Below are 15,029 nucleotides of genomic sequence, written 5' to 3'. Positions count from 1 at the left end.
CGGTGCCTCCTCGATGGCGAAATCAACTGTCGCCGAATCGATTTCAGGCAGCACGAATAAGGCCCCGGTACCTGTTGCGGGCACCGGCAGCAGCGGACGCACTACCTCATACGTTTCGGCTCCACTCGCGTGCACCCGCCTCGGAACACAGTCCGGGACATGCGGATACGCGGCGAAACTGATTGTGGGTATACGAACACGGTGACCCGTGGTCACCGATGTGGTGCGGACCGGTGCAGCCGGCGCGGTGGCTCAACCAGCTCCTGCGGAAAGCGGTATCAGCCCTGTGATCGTCCTCCAACGTGGCGGCCGGCGGAATCCCTGACCCGGCGCTTGGTTCCCTTCGTCACGCGGCGACAGGTCGACCCTGCCTCCACGCACAGCGAAGACTAGGCCCTGCAAGAATAAAACGGGAGGTTTTCATTCAAATCGGACTCGGTCAATCGTCCAGAAGGTTGGGGACCCCACCCCGACGTGCGCGCGATCATCCGCGCGACCCGGATCGGGCCGTCACACGTCACGGTCGCGAAGCCTAGGAGCCGAAACGTTGCATCTGCGTTGCATCCGCGCCCAGCCGCCGGTCCAGGACCCGGATCTTGGCCTCGATCTGCGCGTACAGCGGTGAACCACGATCCACGGCCGCGCGGTACGCCACCCAGGCCGGGGTGTCGTCGCGGCCCTCGGCGCCGGCGGTCCAGCGGCTCAGCACCGCCGCGTCGCCGGATCGCAACACCGCGGTGCGCAACCGAACCCGCAGCTCGTCGCGGATATCCACCACCCCGGGCGCGGTCGAGCGCGGCAGCACCGGCCCGGTGTACAGCCGGACCGCCGCGTCCACATCACCGGAATCCAGTGCCGCGCGCAGCGCTTCGACATCGGTGACCAGATGGACCCGCAGCCGGTACGGCCGGGATCCGAACACGTGCGGCCCGACCACCGCTCGCAGCCGCGACATGGCCGCGCGGATGGTGGCGTTGTCCAGATCGGTGTCGTCGAGCAGCAACGCCAGGTGATCCGCCGACAACCCCTCCGCGTGTTCGGCGAGCAGCAGCAGGATCTCGGCCTGCCGCTGCGATACCGGCAGCCGGTCGCCGTCCGAGATGAGTTGGGGCTGGCCCAATCCCAGCACGTCCAGGCCGAGCCGGGTCGGCGCCCGTTCCGCGAGGGCCTCGCGCCCGCGTGGCTCGCGGCCGTTGCCGCCGGGTGGTTCGGCCCGGCTCGCGGTCAGCGCCAGATCCAGTTCGGCGGCGGTCGCGGTCGCCTTCACCAGGGCCAGGATCTCCGGGCGGGCCACCCGGACCCCGCCCGCGATCATCAGCACTCCGACCAGCCGGCCGTCCGGATCGTGCACGGGCGCGGCGGCGCCGGTGAGCTGATGCATCCGCTGCAGGAAGTGTTCCGGGCCGTGCACCCAGACCGGCCGGCCGGTGCGTACCACCAGGCCGACGGCATTGGTCCCGACCCGGCGCTCGCTGAGGTCGTCGCCCTCGCGCAGCCCGGTCCCGGCCGCCGCGGCCACCCGATCCGGCGTGCCGTGCACCGACAGCACCCGGCCGAACTGGTCGGCCACCACCACGATCAGCCCGATCCGCGCGATGTCCTGTAACAGCAGCTTGTCGATCAGCGGCATCACCGTGGTGATCGGATGACCGTCGCGATAGCGCTGCAGATCACCGCCGCGCAACCCGCGACCGTCGAGATCGTCCAGCGGATCGACGCCACCGCGCACACTGCGCAACCAGGATTCGAGGATCGCCGGGCGCAACAGGCCGGCCAGCTGATTGAGCCGCTCCCCGCCGAGGGCGAGAAAGCCGTGGGCTTGTGCGGCATAGGTTTCCAGCGCGCCGAGCTGAGATCCCGGCTCGGCCGCGTGTTGCTCGCGATCGGCCTCGCCGCCGGTTGGATTGCTGACCATTTGCCTTTTCTCCCCCCTGCACTGTACCGGCGAAACGAAACCGGACACCCGTGAAGTGCCGAGTTTGTCCGCCAGGTCACAGTGCCTACAGCGGCGGCGCGGCCGAGCGTAGCGCCGAAACCTTCCGGGCGCGGACCGCCCCCCACCACAGCCCGGTCCCGTAGGCCAGATCGTCGAGCCGCTTACAGGCCAGATAGCGCACCGGATCCAGGCCGCCGACATCGCGATGGGTGAACCAGTCGGCCAGGCCGTCGGCCACGGCGAGGGTCACCGCCGTGCGGCGGATCCGCCGGGAGGTCACCATCGCCAGCACCGTGATCGGCCAATAGTGCCGGCACAGCGCCGAAACCAGCCGCCACAGCCCGGCCGAGCAGCCGCGGGCCATCTGGATGGCGGCCACCCGGGTCGGATTGTCCAGTTCGGCGAATGCCCGGCGCAGCCGGATCAGCGCGGTGACCATGGTGATCACGCCGCCGATCAGGCCCCAGCGGGACAGGCTGGCCAGCAGCGCCGTCGCCACCACCAGCCACAACGGCACCGCCAGCGGCGCCACCATCCCGCCGTGCCGGCGCGCCAGCGGCGCCACCGCGCAGCCCTGGGAAACCTTGCGCCGCAACCATTCCCGGAGCGAGACCGGATGATCGCCGGATACCTGCGCGGCCGGCTCGTAGCGCAGCCGCCAGCCGGAACGCTCCAGCCGCCAGCACAGATCGACATCGGCGGCCGAGCGCATCTCCTCGTCGAAGCCGCCCTCGGCCAGCAGTGCGCGCCGGCGCACCAGCAGCGCCGCACCCGGCACGTACGGCACCGCGCCGTCCGGGGTCACCGCGGCCTCGCGGCGGCCGTGGTCCAGGGAGAACCGGGTGCGGTCGTAGCGGCCGAGCACGCCGGCGTCGGGCTCGCGCGGCACGATCCGGGGCGCGACCAGCGCCACCTGCGGATCGCTGAAATGCCCGAGCATCACCTCGAGCCAGCCCGCGCGCGGGACCATGTCCGCATCCAGGAAGGCCACGAATTCGGTGGTGGCCGCGCGCAATCCGGCATTCCGGGCGGCGGCCTCACCCTTGCGGCGATCGTGGCGCAACACCGTCACCCGGCAGCGACCGCGGCTGTCCGGAATCCGCACCGGGCGATCCGAACCGTCGTCGACGACCACCACACTGTGCCCGCGCAGCGCCGAGAGCAGGCGGAGCAGGCCGGCGCCGTCGTTGTGCAGCGGCACCACCACGGTCACGTCCTCCAGCGCGGGCAGCAGCCGCGGACGGGGATTGCCCACACCGGAATCGAGCAGCCTCCTGGCGACCACGGCCGATTCGGTATCGGTGACCTCGAGATATCCGTCACCGATGAGGGCGGCCGCCTCCGGCGCCAGGCGCAGCAATCGGGTCGGCGAGCCACCGACGAGAAACCGGCCTCCGGAGTAGGTGCGCACCCGAGGATCGATGCGAACCCCGAACCCGTCGGGCAGTCGATCATGGCGCATTCCGGAGATGCTAAGCGCTGATTGCCGTTCGGAGTGCGCACGATCGAAAGCCACGGCGAATTCACGCCCTCACCTCGGCAACGCGTGCGACATGCCGGACAGACCGCATACGACTGTGGGTCGTACCACACCGGGACGCGGGAAATACCCACGCTCTAGACTTCGGGGGAAACAGCCGGGTGAACAGTGGTCGACGGTGTCGGCGGCCGGGCCGATCGGGCCGGCCGCAAATCAGAGGTGGCATGGGAGCGGGACATATGCAGACCAGCGGGGGCGGTAATACGCTGTCGGAATCCGAGATCGTCGAGGCCGCACTGCGAGTGGTGCGCACCGACGGTGTCGAGAAGTTGTCGATGCGCCGGTTGTCCCGGGAACTCGGGGTTTCGCCGATGGCCCCGTATTACTACGTCGCCGACAAACGCGAACTACTCGATCTGGTGGTCACCGCCGCGCTCTCCGGAGTACGCCGCCCCGCACCGGATTCCGGTCCGTGGCAGCAACGGTTGCGCGAACTCATCGATCAGATCGACGAGAAATTGCGCAAACATCCGGGCCTCGGCGACGTCCTGCTCGACCAGATGCTCGGCAAACAGCTGGATCTCATCGCCTCGGTGATGGAGATCCTGTTCGACGCCGGATTCGACGACCGTAATGTCCTGTCCGCCTACGCGACCGTGCACATCTATCTGTTCGGCCGGGCCCGGGTGAACCCGCGCGACCGCTCCACCCCGGCGGGGGTCACCCTGCCCGACCCGGTCGAGCGGGCCTTCCGGCACATCGGCGACCTGCGCGGCAGGTATACCTACGACTTCGGGATGGATGTGCTCGTGGCCGGTCTGGAGGCCCAGCTTGTCCGGCAGCGCGAGGGCCACGTATCATCAAAATAGAACAGGTTCTAGTTTTGCCTGTCGCCGCGCGCCGGCCCGCCCCGAGAGGACACCATGACGACCGTCGACGTACCGCACAGCTCGCGCTCGGCCGTACTGCGGATCTCCGCGGTGATCCCCGAGACCGCCGACGCCTGCTCGGTGGTCTTCGAGGTGCCCGAGGAACTGCGTGAGCGGTTCGCCTACCAGTCCGGGCAGTTCCTCACGCTGCGCATTCCCAGCGAACTGACCGGCTCGGTGGCGCGCTGCTATTCGCTGGCCAGTTCGCCGCACACCGACGATCGGCCGAAGGTGACCGTGAAGCGGACCGCCGACGGATATGCCTCGAATTGGGTGTGCGACAACCTGCGAGCGGGCGACACCCTGGAGGTGCTGCCGCCGTCGGGCACCTTCACCGTCAAGGATTTCGACGAGGATCTGCTGCTGTTCGCCGCCGGCAGCGGTATCACGCCGGTGATCTCGATCCTGAAATCGGCACTGGCCCGCGGCAGCGGCCGGGTGGTGCTCATCTATGCCAACCGCGATCCGGAATCGGTGATCTTCGCCGGCGAATTGCGGGAATTGGCGGCCAAACACCCGCAGCGCCTGGCGATCGTGCACTGGCTGGAAACCCTGCAGGGCCTGCCGAGTGCGGAGGCGCTGGCCCGGCTGGCCGCCCCCTACACCGATCATCGCGCCTACATGTGCGGGCCGAAACCGTTCATGGACGGCGTGCACGACGCGCTCGCGCAATTGGGTCTGCCGCGCAACCGAACCCATGCCGAGGTGTTCAATTCGCTGTCGGGCGACCCGTTCTCGACCGATTCACCGGTCGAGGTGAGCGACGAGGAAGCCGCGGACGCGGCGACGGTCGAGGTGGAACTCGACGGGCAGACGCACAATCTGCGGTGGCCGCGCCGGCAAACCCTCGTGGATCTCATGCTCTCCAAGGGAATCGACGTGCCGTATTCCTGCCAGGAAGGCGAATGCGGTTCGTGCGCCTGCACTGTCGTGTCGGGCAAGGTGGAAATGGACAGCTGCGAAATCCTCGATCCCGAGGACATCGAGGCCGGATACATTCTCGGCTGCCAGGCCCACCCGGTCACCGATCATCTGAAAATCCAGTTCTGACAACGGATGGCCGTGCGCCTCAGGCCACGGTCCCGGCGAGGGCGCCCAGGGCGCGGCCCGGTTCGAAGGCGGCCGCGCTGTCGGGCAGCGTGCCCGGCCGGCCGCTGTTGAAGACGGTCACCGCACCCGTGCCGCCCGCGGTACGACCGAGGGCGTCGATGCGCCGGAGAGTCTGCGCCGCAACGGCTTCCGCACTGTCGAACAACCGCACCCCGGCGGGCAGCGCGGCGAGGATCGCGTCCAGCACCAAGGGGTAGTGGGTGCAGCCGAGCACGATGCCCTCGGTGCCGGGCGGGGTCTGCGCGACGGCCCGCACGATCGCGTCGTCGATCGCGGGCAGATCGCCGCGATCGATGGCGTCGGCGAGGCCGTGGCACGCGACCCCGACCACCTCGGCGGCACCGCCGAAGCGGGCGATCAGGTCGGCCTGATAACGGCTGGCCGTGGTCGCGGCGGTGGCCCAGACCGCGACCGTCCGGCACGCGGCGGCGGCGGGTTTGATGGCCGGGACGGTGCCGATCACCGGCACCTGCGGGCCGACCTCGGCGCGTACGTGTTCCAGCGCGGTCACGCTGGCGGTGTTGCACGGCAGCACGATCACCTCCGCGCCGAGTCGCAGCGCGCGGCGGGTGGCCTCCAGCACCCGGTCGGTGACCCACTGCTCCGGCTTGGGGCCCCAGGGCGCGCCGTCCGGATCCAACTGCAACAGCAGGTCGAGTTCCGGCCGCAGCCGCCGCAACCACGCTCCCGTGGAGAGCAATCCCAGCCCCGAATCGATGAGCGAGACGATCACCCCGCGAGCCTATCGCCCCGGTGTGACGGTTCAGCGCACGGGGACGGCCGCCTTGGCGTTCTCGACCAGCTGTGCCCGGGTCTTCATCACCTGGGCGGGGCGGCCGGCGCCGACCACCGCGGTGAGGACACCGTTCACGAAATAGTGCGCCAGGAATTTGCGGCCGTCGTCCTCGATGATCTCGACCTGGTCGGCGCCGCGCGTGCTACCCAGCACCTGGATCTTGATGTCGTACTGGTCGCTCCACACGTAGGGCACCCGGGGGCCGGGCGGCACCTCGCCGCCGAGCAGTGCCGCGGCCAGCAGCCGGGCCTGTTCGCCGGCATTGGTCCAGTGCTCGATGCGGCGGTGCGGGCCGCCGTCGTGCTGCCACGCGGCCACGTCGCCGAGCGCCCAGACGCCCTCGACCGTGCTGCGGCCCACGGCGTCGGCGAGTACGCCGCCACCGGCACGCGGATCCGCAAGCGGCACACCGGAATCGGCGAGCCACTCGGTCACGGGCACGGAGCCGACGCCGACGACCACCAGATCCGCGTCGACGGTCTCGCCGTCGGAGAGGCGGGCGCCGCGCACCGCGCCGCCCTCGACGATCAGTTCGGTGACGCCGACGCCGGCGCGCACGTCGACCCCCTCGGCGCGGTGTATGCGCGCCACGAGCGCGCCCACCTGCTCACCCAGGGCCGCGGCCAGCGGTTCGGGCTGGGGTTCGACCAGCACCACGTCCAGGCCGGCGGAGCGGAAGCTGGCGGTCAGCTCGCAGCCGATGAAGCCGGCGCCGACGATCAGCGCGCGCGTGGCGTTCGGGATCGCGGCGCGCAGACCGGCCGCGTCGTCGTGTTTGCGCAGGACGTGCACGCCCGGAATCGGTCCCTCGGCCAGGCCGAGGATCAGCCGGGGGCGCAGGCCGGTGGCGATGATCAACTCGTCGTAGTCCAGGACCTCGCCGTCGGACAGGGTCAGCCGGCGCGCGGCGGAGTCCAGTCCGGTGGCGGCGACGCCCAGGCGCAGCCGGATGTCCTGTTCGGTGAAGAATTCGGCCGGTTTGAAGGTGGTGTCGTCGACCTCACCACGGACGAACTGCTTGGACAGCGGTGGCCGATCGTAGGGCAGCCGGTTCTCGTCCCCGACCAGTACCACCTCGCCGGTGAACCCGGCCCGTCGCAGTTCCTCGGCGACGCGCAGGCCGGCCAGCCCCGCTCCGACGATCACGATCGTACGCTGCATGAAACCTCACCCTAATCCAAAGAGAGTGCCGTTCTCTCCGTGATGCCCACCATATCCGACATCGGTGCATAATCTTTCCCGCCGGAACTATTGATCGGCCGGTCAATCAGAGTTATACCGAAGGAGGCATCATTCGCCATCCTCGAGGAGGTACTGAATGTTCACCGAGAGTCGCGCGCAGGACTTCGTAGCCGTCGTGCTCGGCGTCTTCACCGCGCTGTCACCGATCTGGGTAGACCACAACAACCGGGCATTGTGGACCCTCATCGTTCTGGGCGTCCTGATCGCCCTGACGGGTCTGGCCCAACTCGCGAACCCGGCCCAGGCGGGAGCGGACTACGCGATGGGCGTACTCGGCGTGCTGCTGTTCATCGCCCCCTGGGTGATGAACTTCCATGCGTTCAACGGCGCTTCGTGGACCGCATGGATCGTGGGCGTGCTGACCGTGGTCGTTGCGGTCGCAGCTCTTCCGCAGGTAACGGCGCGACGGCATACTGCTCTTTGATGCATGTGCCGAAGCCCGATCGAGCGGGGCGTCGCCGCAGCCGGAAGGTTGACGGCGACGCCCGTCAGCTCATTCTCGACGCCGCCGAAAACCTTTTCGCCGCACACGGATTCGATGCGACCGCGACGGCGGCCATCGCCGTGGCCGCCGGCGTGCCGAAAGGGCTGGTCTTCTACTACTTCCCGACGAAGGATTCGATCCTGTCGGCGCTGATGGCCGAGCGGGTCCCACCGCATCCGCTCGACGACATCACTTCCGTGATCAGCCCGGGTGATCCGGCCACCAGCCTGGTGAATCTGGATGCCGCGCTGAATCTGCGCGATCACCACTCCTCGGTGCTGCGGGTCATCATGTGGCGCGAGGCCGACACCCATCCCGACGTCCGGAAGCAACTGCGCCGCATGCGCGATCAGTTGCTCGACGTCACCGCGCGGGTGTTGCAGGCCAGCGCGCCGGTACCGGTGCAGCCCGGCACCGTGCGCGCCTGCGCGGCCGCGTGGGTCTCGGCGATGCTCGCCGTCGCCACCACCGATCGGCTGCACACCCTCGACGGGCTCAGCCTGCCCACGGCCGACGAGATACTGGGCATCTCCCGAGTCGTCGCCGCCGGGATGACGCATCTCGGCTGAGCTTGCGTTGCTGACTATTTGCTATAGCGTGTGGCCGAGAGATCTGAAACGCCACCCATGCACATGGACTCGCCGGTGAAAATCTCTGGCGTGTCGACTAGTTGCGGCGTGTCTAGGTAACTTTTACGGCGTTTCCGGACATCGAGACGGTGTGTCGCAGGGAAATCCACGCGGTTGCCATTTGAATGCGGACTGCCCGGAGTTCACATTCTGCTTCACTCGCGTGGAGGTCATGGATGAACCGTCAGGCAGAACCGTCTCTACCGTCCCGGTCCCGGAGCACTCGGCGCGGAATGCGCCGCATGCTGGCGGCGCTCGGCGGCACGGCCCTCGGGCTGGCGATGGCCGCCACCGCCGGAGCAACGCCGCTGTTCCACGCTCCGGATCCCGATCCCTTCTATTCCGCCCCACCGGACCTGGCGGACCGCCAGGTCGGTGACGTCCTGGACGTGCGGGCACTGCCCCCGCTGGCCACCTTCCCCGGCAGCACCGTCAATCTGGTGAAGTTCCGCTCCACCGACTCGCGCGGCGGACCGATCGCCGCGACCACCACGGTGATCACACCGTTCAACCATGTGGTCGACGGACCACTGCTGTCGTATCAGCACATCATCAACGCGCTCGGCGCGGAATGCGCGGTCTCGCACGAGCTGTACAGCAACGACCCCAACCTGGTCATCCGGGAGGCGCCGGCGCTGAACTCGGTACTGCTGCAGGGCTGGAGCGTGGCGCTGCCCGACCATCTGGGCCCGAACCTCGCCTACGGCGCGGCGCGGCTCGGCGGTCAGATCACGCTGGACGGCATCCGCGCGGTGAAGCAGGTGGCCGGTCTCGGCCTGGGCCGCAGCCGGGCCGCGATGGCCGGTTATTCCGGCGGCGGCATGGCGACGGCCTGGGCGGCGGCGCTGCAGCCCACCTACGCACCCGATCTGGACATCGCCGGCGCCGCCTACGGCGGGGTGCCGATGAACCTGATCACGATGGTGACCGCGCTGGGCGCCGATTCGCATCCGGCGTTCGGGCTGGCGATGGCCGCCGCGATCGGGATGGAACGGGAGTACCCGGACCGGCTGCCGATCAGCGAGAACATGAATGCCAACGGCCTGGCGGTCGGCGGCCGGATGGCCAACAGCTGCACCAACGACATCATCGCGACCGGCGCCGGGCACTCCGCGATGGAATACGCCGCCAGCACGGCGCTGATCGACAATCCCGATGCCCGCGCGGTGCTGGAGGAGAACAGCCTCGAGTACTTCGACGGCATCCCGACCATGCCGATCTTCGAATGGCATTCACCCTCGGATCCGCTGCTGCCGGTCGACGCGATCGACCACACCGATCGCCGGTACTGCGACGCCGGGGTGCGACTGCAGGTGGATCCGATCCCGATCCCGGAACATATGACCACCGCCGTGGTGGGCATGCCGCTCGCGATCGACTGGGTGTCGGCCCGGCTGAACGGCGTTCCCGCACCGCGGATGTGCTGAATATTTTGCTCACACCCCCCGAGTTGTCCACATTCGTGACTTCGGGGCTGTGACCCGGACCGTGGGGTGGCCATGATCGGCATATGGCCACCCCACAGTCCGTTTCCCGCCGGGACGCCCTCGCCGCCGGCCTGTCCGACACCGATCTGCACCGGCTGTGCCACCACGGTCTGTGGCATCGCCTGCGGCCCGGGCATTATCTGGCCGTTCCGCCCGCCACGGTGTCACCCGCGCAGCGCCATCGGCTGCTGGTCCGGGCCACCGTCGCCGCGGCCTCCGATTCCGCTGTCGTCAGCCATGTCTCCGCCGCGGTGCTGCACGGCCTGCCCGTCTGGCGGCTACGGCTGGACCGCGCGCATCTGACCCGCAACCGGCGCAGCGGCGGCCGGCGCGGCGATCGGCTGCTGGTGCACTCCGCGCTGCTCGAGCCGGAGGAGATCACGGTGGTGGACGGCATCCGGTGCACCACGGTCGCGCGCACCCTTCTCGACCTGGCCCGCACCGAGCCGTTCGAACAGTCGGTGGTGTGCGGGGACGGCGCGTTGCGCGGCGGCGGCACCCGCCGAGCCCAGTTGCTCGATCAGCTGCACCGGCTGGACAACCGGCCCGGCTACCGCAATGCCGCGGCGGTGGTGCGGTTCCTGGACCGGCGCAGCGAGAGTATCGGGGAGTCGCGCAGCCGGGTCGCGTTGCGGCACGCGGGATTTCCGGCGCCGGAGTTGCAGGCCCGGATTCTGTCCCCCGAGGCGGGCTTCGTCGCGCGGGTGGATTTCCTCTTCCCGCGGATCGGCGTGGTGGGCGAATTCGACGGCGACCCACCGGGATACGCGGCCGAGCGGGCCTTGCACACCGCGGCCGCGGCCGGTCGCCGCGAGGCCCGGTTGCGCGCTCTGGGCTGGTCGGTGGCCCGCTGGACCTGGGACGAACTCGACGAACCGGGTGTGGTGGCGCGGCGCGTGGAGACGGCAGCGGCGGCCGCACTGGGCAAACCGCGCACGGGCCGCTGGCTTCCGGCGCCGCGGCTGTGACGGGCGAACCGGCCGGAGTCACCGATTCCGGCGGCACGGGCACAACCGGCGAACCGGCCGGTGGATCGCCGCAGCGTGTGCCCGTCTGGTCGCCAGAATCGGCCGGGCAAGTAAGAATGGCGACTATGACGGACGCCGATTTCGCAAATTTCGCCGAACCGCAACGCGGCCGACCGGCGGGATACCGTCTCACCAACTCGGCCGGTGACTCGGGTCCGGGATCGGGCGGGCTCACCGGTTCGGATCCGCGATCCGAGGCCAACGGCTCCGCTCACACCACGGGCCGCACCGCCCTCGGCCGCACCGACGGCGTGCAGTGGGGCCGACCCGAATCCGGTATCGAATGGAATCTGGCCTCCAGCGTTCCCATCACCTCGAGCACACCCGCCACGGGTGGTGTACCCGCAACCCCCGGGGCACCGGGAGCCCCGGCCGCGCCGCTGTCCTCCGGTATGTCGAGCGCACCCGGCACCTCGTTCGGCGTCCCGGGCTCCCCGGGCAGTTCCGGGCTCTCCGGAACCCCCGTCATGTCGGGTGATCCGGGTATGTCCGGCGGACCAGGCACCTCCGGAACCCCCAGCGCGCCCGCGTCTTCCACGACCGGCAGTTCGGATATCCCCGAGTTGTCCGGGCCGCACAGCGCGACCGTGATGGCGATGCTGGAGTCGATCACCGAGCGCGCGAAGGCCGAACTGGCCGCCGCGGCCCAAACCGGCGGCACCACAGCCGAATCCACACAACACAGCGGCTACGGCGCCAACCCACCACTGGACTCGCCCGCCGCACAACACAACAGCTTCGGCCCCGGCGCACCGCTGAACTCACCTGCCGCACAGCACAACGGCTACGGCCTGAGTACACCGCCGGATTCACCCGCCGCACAGCACAACGGCTACGGCCTGAGTACACCGCCGGATTCACCTGCCGCGCAACACAACGGCTACGGCCTCGGCGCACCACTGGACTCACCTGCCGCGCAATACAACGGCTTCGGCGGCGGTACGCCGCTGGACTCGCCCGCCGCACAACACAACGGCTACGGCCTCGGCGCACCGCTGAACTCGCCTGCCGCACAGTACAACGGCTTCGGCGCCGGCACGCCGCTGGACTCTTCCGCCGCGCAACACAACGGCTACGGCCTCGGTGCACCACTGGACTCACCTGCCGCACAACACAACGGCTTCCCGGTGGATCTGTCTGCCGCGCAATCCCATTCGGCCCAACAGGTATCCACTCCGGCCACACCGCAACCCGAACTGCGGCACCGGATCTCCCCCGCCGACAACCCTCGGCACTCTTCCGACCCGGGCGCGCAGGGACAGCCCGCGGCTATGCAGAGTCCACCCGCCACTCGGGAGCCGCTGCCTCAGCGCGATCCGCTCGCGCCGCCGGACCCGCTGCCCAAGCGTCAACCGCTCATCCAGCGCGATCCGCTGGCGCAGCGAGATCCGTTGGGGCAGCGCGAGTCCCTGCCGCAGCGTGATCCCTCGGCCCAGCGCGAGGCCCTCCCGCAGCGCGACCCGCTGGCCCAACGCGAACCCCTCGCCGAACGTAAGCCGCTGGCCCAGCGTGAGGCTGCGGCGCACCGCGAATCCGCCGCACAGCGCGAGGCCGCGGCGCACCGCGAGCCCGTCGCACAGCGCGAACCTCTGGCACAGCGCGAGGCCGCGGCCCATCGCGAACCCCTCGCACAACGCGAACCTCTCGCACAACGCGAGCCTGTCGCACAGCGCGAACCCCTCGCACAGCGCGAGCCGGTCGCACAGCGCGAACCCGTGGTTCAGCACGAAGCGCCGGCCCAGCGCAAACCGGTGGCACAACGCGAACCTCTCGGCGCGCGGACACCTCCCGCGGCGCGCGAAACAGCCACTCCGCGTGAGCCTCTCGCCTCTGCGGACCAGCCCTCGCAGCACTCCCGGGACGACCAGGCTTCGGCCACGGACCCGATCACCCGCCCCGAGCCGGTGGTCGGCGGCGCGCCGGGCGGCCGCCGCCGTGCCCCCGCCCGCAATTCCGACTCGCTCATCGACGCCCCCGCGGCCGTGGACGTGCACCTGGTGATGCAGCTCCTGCTGGCCAGCCACAACCTCGAAAACATCGCCAAGAAGGTCGAATCCGGCGATTACTCCCTCGCCGACTTCGTCCGCGCCGCCCACCGCACCCGCACCGCGGCCGTCGACCTCGTCTCCGCCTGGTTCGGCGGCACCACCCAGATGCGCGCCTTCGCCGAAGCCCTCCTCGCCGCCACCGAGGAGTCCTGAGACGACACCCTGTCCGCTCGCCGACCGTCAACACGTGGACCACGGTCGGCATGAACTTGTCCAGCAACGCTTTTCGAACAGTTGCCGGCTCGCAGCCGTACAACGGCAGGCATCGGCGAATTTCATCCCGTCCGGAGAATCGGACGACCCGCCTCGGCCGCAGCGGATGCCGGGCAGGCTCGGATGTCTTCCCGTTCCAGACAGGGACAGTCCCCGCGGATCGAATCCGCTGATTCCCTGTCCGCCGAGAGTTCCAGCACATCCTGCACCCTGATTCGCAGACCACGAATGCAGGGTCGACCGCGGAGTGGGTTCGCGGCGAAGGTAATCCTGGTCATCGCCGCAGCACAACTGGGCCGGGAGCACCACCCGAAGCAACAGCGAGGGCCGCTCCCCTGGGGGAGCGGCCCTCGTGCGATCGTCACGTTCCGGGGAACGTCACTGTCGAGTTGTGTTGCGGGGCAACGTCACTTGACGATCTTGGTGACGCGGCCGGCGCCGACGGTGCGGCCACCCTCGCGGATCGCGAAGCGCAGGCCCTCTTCCATGGCGACCGGCTGGATGAGCTTGACGGTCATCTCGGTGTTGTCGCCCGGCATGACCATCTCGGTGCCCTCGGGGAGGGTCACGACGCCGGTCACGTCGGTGGTGCGGAAGTAGAACTGCGGGCGGTAGTTGTTGAAGAACGGGGTGTGACGGCCGCCCTCGTCCTTCGACAGGATGTACGCCTGGCCCTCGAAATCGGTGTGCGGGGTGGTGGTGCCCGGCTTGATGACGACCTGGCCGCGCTCCACATCCTCGCGCTTGATGCCACGGACCAGCAGGCCGACGTTGTCGCCCGCCTGGCCCTGGTCGAGCAGCTTGCGGAACATCTCGATGCCGGTGATCGTGGTCTTGGTGGTCTTCGGCTTGATGCCGACGATCTCCACTTCCTCGTTCACGTTGACCACGCCACGCTCGACGCGGCCGGTGACGACGGTGCCACGACCGGTGATCGTGAAGACGTCCTCGATCGGCATCAGGAACGGCTTGTCGGTCTCACGGACCGGGTCCGGGATCGACTCGTCGACGGCATCCATCAGGTCCAGCACGGACTGGGTCCACTGCGGGTCGCCCTCGAGGGCCTTCAGGCCGGAGACGCGCACGACCGGCGCTTCCTCGTCGAACTCCTGGGCGGCCAGCAGTTCGCGGACCTCCATCTCGACGAGCTCGAGGATTTCCTCGTCGTCGACCATGTCGGACTTGTTCAGCGCGACCAGGATGTAGGGCACGCCGACCTGACGGGCGAGCAGCACGTGCTCACGGGTCTGCGGCATCGGGCCGTCGGTGGCGGCGACCACGAGGATGGCGCCGTCCATCTGGGCCGCACCGGTGATCATGTTCTTGATGTAGTCGGCGTGGCCCGGGGCGTCGACGTGGGCGTAGTGCCGCTTCTCCGTCTGGTACTCGACGTGGGAGATGTTGATCGTGATACCACGAGCCTTCTCCTCCGGCGCCTTGTCGATCTGGTCGAACGCGAACGCCGCGTTGAGCGTCGGGTACTTGTCGGCCAGAACCTTGGTGATCGCAGCGGTCAGCGTGGTCTTGCCATGGTCGACGTGACCGATGGTGCCGATGTTGACGTGGGGCTTCGTCCGCTCGAACTTCGCCTTCGCCACTTTTGTCCTCCTGGACTTGTTGGTGCTTACTTAGCAGCAGTGCGGTTGG

13 protein-coding genes are annotated in these 15,029 nt (G+C 69.2%); 7 read left to right on the top strand and 6 right to left on the bottom strand.

Annotation, left to right across the window (positions count from 1 at the left end):
* Window positions 1–532: 532 nt before the first annotated feature.
* Both G361_RS0139615 and mftF read right to left on the bottom strand, forming a co-directional pair.
* Window positions 533–1,915 (bottom strand): GAF domain-containing protein, encoded by a 1,383-nt coding sequence (locus G361_RS0139615; protein ID WP_019932704.1) that lies wholly within the window; start codon window positions 1,913–1,915, stop codon window positions 533–535.
* Between the two features lie 85 nt (window positions 1,916–2,000).
* Window positions 2,001–3,398, bottom strand: coding sequence for a mycofactocin biosynthesis glycosyltransferase MftF (gene mftF, locus G361_RS0139610; RefSeq protein WP_019932703.1), 1,398 nt, complete (start codon window positions 3,396–3,398; stop codon window positions 2,001–2,003).
* A gap of 242 nt (window positions 3,399–3,640) precedes the next feature.
* Here mftF and mftR2 point away from each other — a divergent pair, with 242 nt between their 5' ends.
* Both mftR2 and G361_RS0139600 read left to right on the top strand, forming a co-directional pair.
* Window positions 3,641–4,285, top strand: coding sequence for a mycofactocin system transcriptional regulator MftR2 (gene mftR2, locus G361_RS0139605; RefSeq protein WP_231387244.1), 645 nt, complete (start codon window positions 3,641–3,643; stop codon window positions 4,283–4,285).
* Between the two features lie 54 nt (window positions 4,286–4,339).
* Window positions 4,340–5,395, top strand: a complete 1,056-nt coding sequence (locus G361_RS0139600; RefSeq protein WP_019932701.1) for a ferredoxin--NADP reductase — start codon at window positions 4,340–4,342, stop codon at window positions 5,393–5,395.
* A gap of 19 nt (window positions 5,396–5,414) precedes the next feature.
* Here G361_RS0139600 and G361_RS0139595 read toward each other — a convergent pair whose 3' ends face one another.
* A complete protein-coding gene (locus tag G361_RS0139595) occupies window positions 5,415–6,188 on the bottom strand; it encodes a glutamate racemase (protein WP_019932700.1) in 774 nt (257 codons plus the stop codon).
* A gap of 30 nt (window positions 6,189–6,218) precedes the next feature.
* Window positions 6,219–7,412, bottom strand: a complete 1,194-nt coding sequence (locus G361_RS0139590) for an NAD(P)/FAD-dependent oxidoreductase (RefSeq protein WP_019932699.1) — start codon at window positions 7,410–7,412, stop codon at window positions 6,219–6,221.
* A gap of 157 nt (window positions 7,413–7,569) precedes the next feature.
* Between G361_RS0139590 and G361_RS0139585 the strand changes: the two genes are divergently transcribed.
* The 5 genes from G361_RS0139585 (at window position 7,570) to G361_RS51665 (ending at window position 13,322) form a co-directional block, all read left to right on the top strand.
* A complete protein-coding gene (locus G361_RS0139585; protein WP_019932698.1) occupies window positions 7,570–7,917 on the top strand; it encodes an SPW repeat protein in 348 nt (115 codons plus the stop codon).
* Window positions 7,917–8,546 carry a TetR/AcrR family transcriptional regulator gene (locus tag G361_RS0139580; RefSeq protein WP_019932697.1) on the top strand — a complete coding sequence of 210 codons (630 nt, stop codon included), beginning with the start codon at window positions 7,917–7,919 and terminating at the stop codon, window positions 8,544–8,546. Before G361_RS0139585 ends, G361_RS0139580 begins: the two co-directional genes overlap by 1 nt.
* Before the next feature lie 293 nt (window positions 8,547–8,839).
* Entirely contained in the window at window positions 8,840–10,033 is a 1,194-nt protein-coding gene (locus tag G361_RS0139575) for a lipase family protein (RefSeq protein ID WP_019932696.1), read from the top strand.
* 83 nt (window positions 10,034–10,116) lie between these two features.
* Window positions 10,117–11,061, top strand: coding sequence for a type IV toxin-antitoxin system AbiEi family antitoxin domain-containing protein (locus G361_RS0139570; protein WP_019932695.1), 945 nt, complete (start codon window positions 10,117–10,119; stop codon window positions 11,059–11,061).
* Between the two features lie 125 nt (window positions 11,062–11,186).
* Complete coding sequence (locus G361_RS51665; RefSeq protein ID WP_026344077.1) at window positions 11,187–13,322, top strand: hypothetical protein; 2,136 nt, start codon at window positions 11,187–11,189, stop codon at window positions 13,320–13,322.
* Window positions 13,323–13,444: 122 nt separating this feature from the next.
* Here the strand turns inward: G361_RS51665 and G361_RS48925 are convergent, their stop codons facing one another.
* Both G361_RS48925 and tuf read right to left on the bottom strand, forming a co-directional pair.
* Window positions 13,445–13,660, bottom strand: a complete 216-nt coding sequence (locus tag G361_RS48925) for a DUF433 domain-containing protein (protein WP_081635794.1) — start codon at window positions 13,658–13,660, stop codon at window positions 13,445–13,447.
* Window positions 13,661–13,789: 129 nt separating this feature from the next.
* On the bottom strand, window positions 13,790–14,980 hold the full coding sequence (tuf, locus tag G361_RS0139560) for an elongation factor Tu (RefSeq protein ID WP_019932694.1): 1,191 nt from the start codon (window positions 14,978–14,980) through the stop codon (window positions 13,790–13,792).
* Window positions 14,981–15,029 lie beyond the last annotated feature (49 nt).

This window comes from Nocardia sp. BMG111209 (genome assembly GCF_000381925.1).
Lineage (GTDB): Bacteria > Actinomycetota > Actinomycetes > Mycobacteriales > Mycobacteriaceae > Nocardia.
Note: the sequence above shows the minus strand (reverse complement) of the source record. Positions and strands in the feature narration are given on the sequence as shown.

Excerpts from the sequence above, each read along its gene's own strand:
- G361_RS0139590 (WP_019932699.1), bottom strand. The coding sequence starts at position 7,412 with ATGCAGCGTACGATCGTGATCGTCGGAGCGGGGCTGGCCGGCCTGCGC.
- mftR2 (WP_231387244.1), top strand. The coding sequence starts at position 3,641 with ATGGGAGCGGGACATATGCAGACCAGCGGGGGCGGTAATACGCTGTCG.
- G361_RS0139585 (WP_019932698.1), top strand. The coding sequence starts at position 7,570 with ATGTTCACCGAGAGTCGCGCGCAGGACTTCGTAGCCGTCGTGCTCGGC.
- G361_RS51665 (WP_026344077.1), top strand. The coding sequence starts at position 11,187 with ATGACGGACGCCGATTTCGCAAATTTCGCCGAACCGCAACGCGGCCGA.
- G361_RS48925 (WP_081635794.1), bottom strand. The coding sequence starts at position 13,660 with ATGACCAGGATTACCTTCGCCGCGAACCCACTCCGCGGTCGACCCTGC.
- G361_RS0139615 (WP_019932704.1), bottom strand. The coding sequence starts at position 1,915 with ATGGTCAGCAATCCAACCGGCGGCGAGGCCGATCGCGAGCAACACGCG.
- G361_RS0139580 (WP_019932697.1), top strand. The coding sequence starts at position 7,917 with ATGCATGTGCCGAAGCCCGATCGAGCGGGGCGTCGCCGCAGCCGGAAG.
- G361_RS0139600 (WP_019932701.1), top strand. The coding sequence starts at position 4,340 with ATGACGACCGTCGACGTACCGCACAGCTCGCGCTCGGCCGTACTGCGG.
- mftF (WP_019932703.1), bottom strand. The coding sequence starts at position 3,398 with ATGCGCCATGATCGACTGCCCGACGGGTTCGGGGTTCGCATCGATCCT.
- G361_RS0139575 (WP_019932696.1), top strand. The coding sequence starts at position 8,840 with ATGCGCCGCATGCTGGCGGCGCTCGGCGGCACGGCCCTCGGGCTGGCG.
- G361_RS0139570 (WP_019932695.1), top strand. The coding sequence starts at position 10,117 with ATGGCCACCCCACAGTCCGTTTCCCGCCGGGACGCCCTCGCCGCCGGC.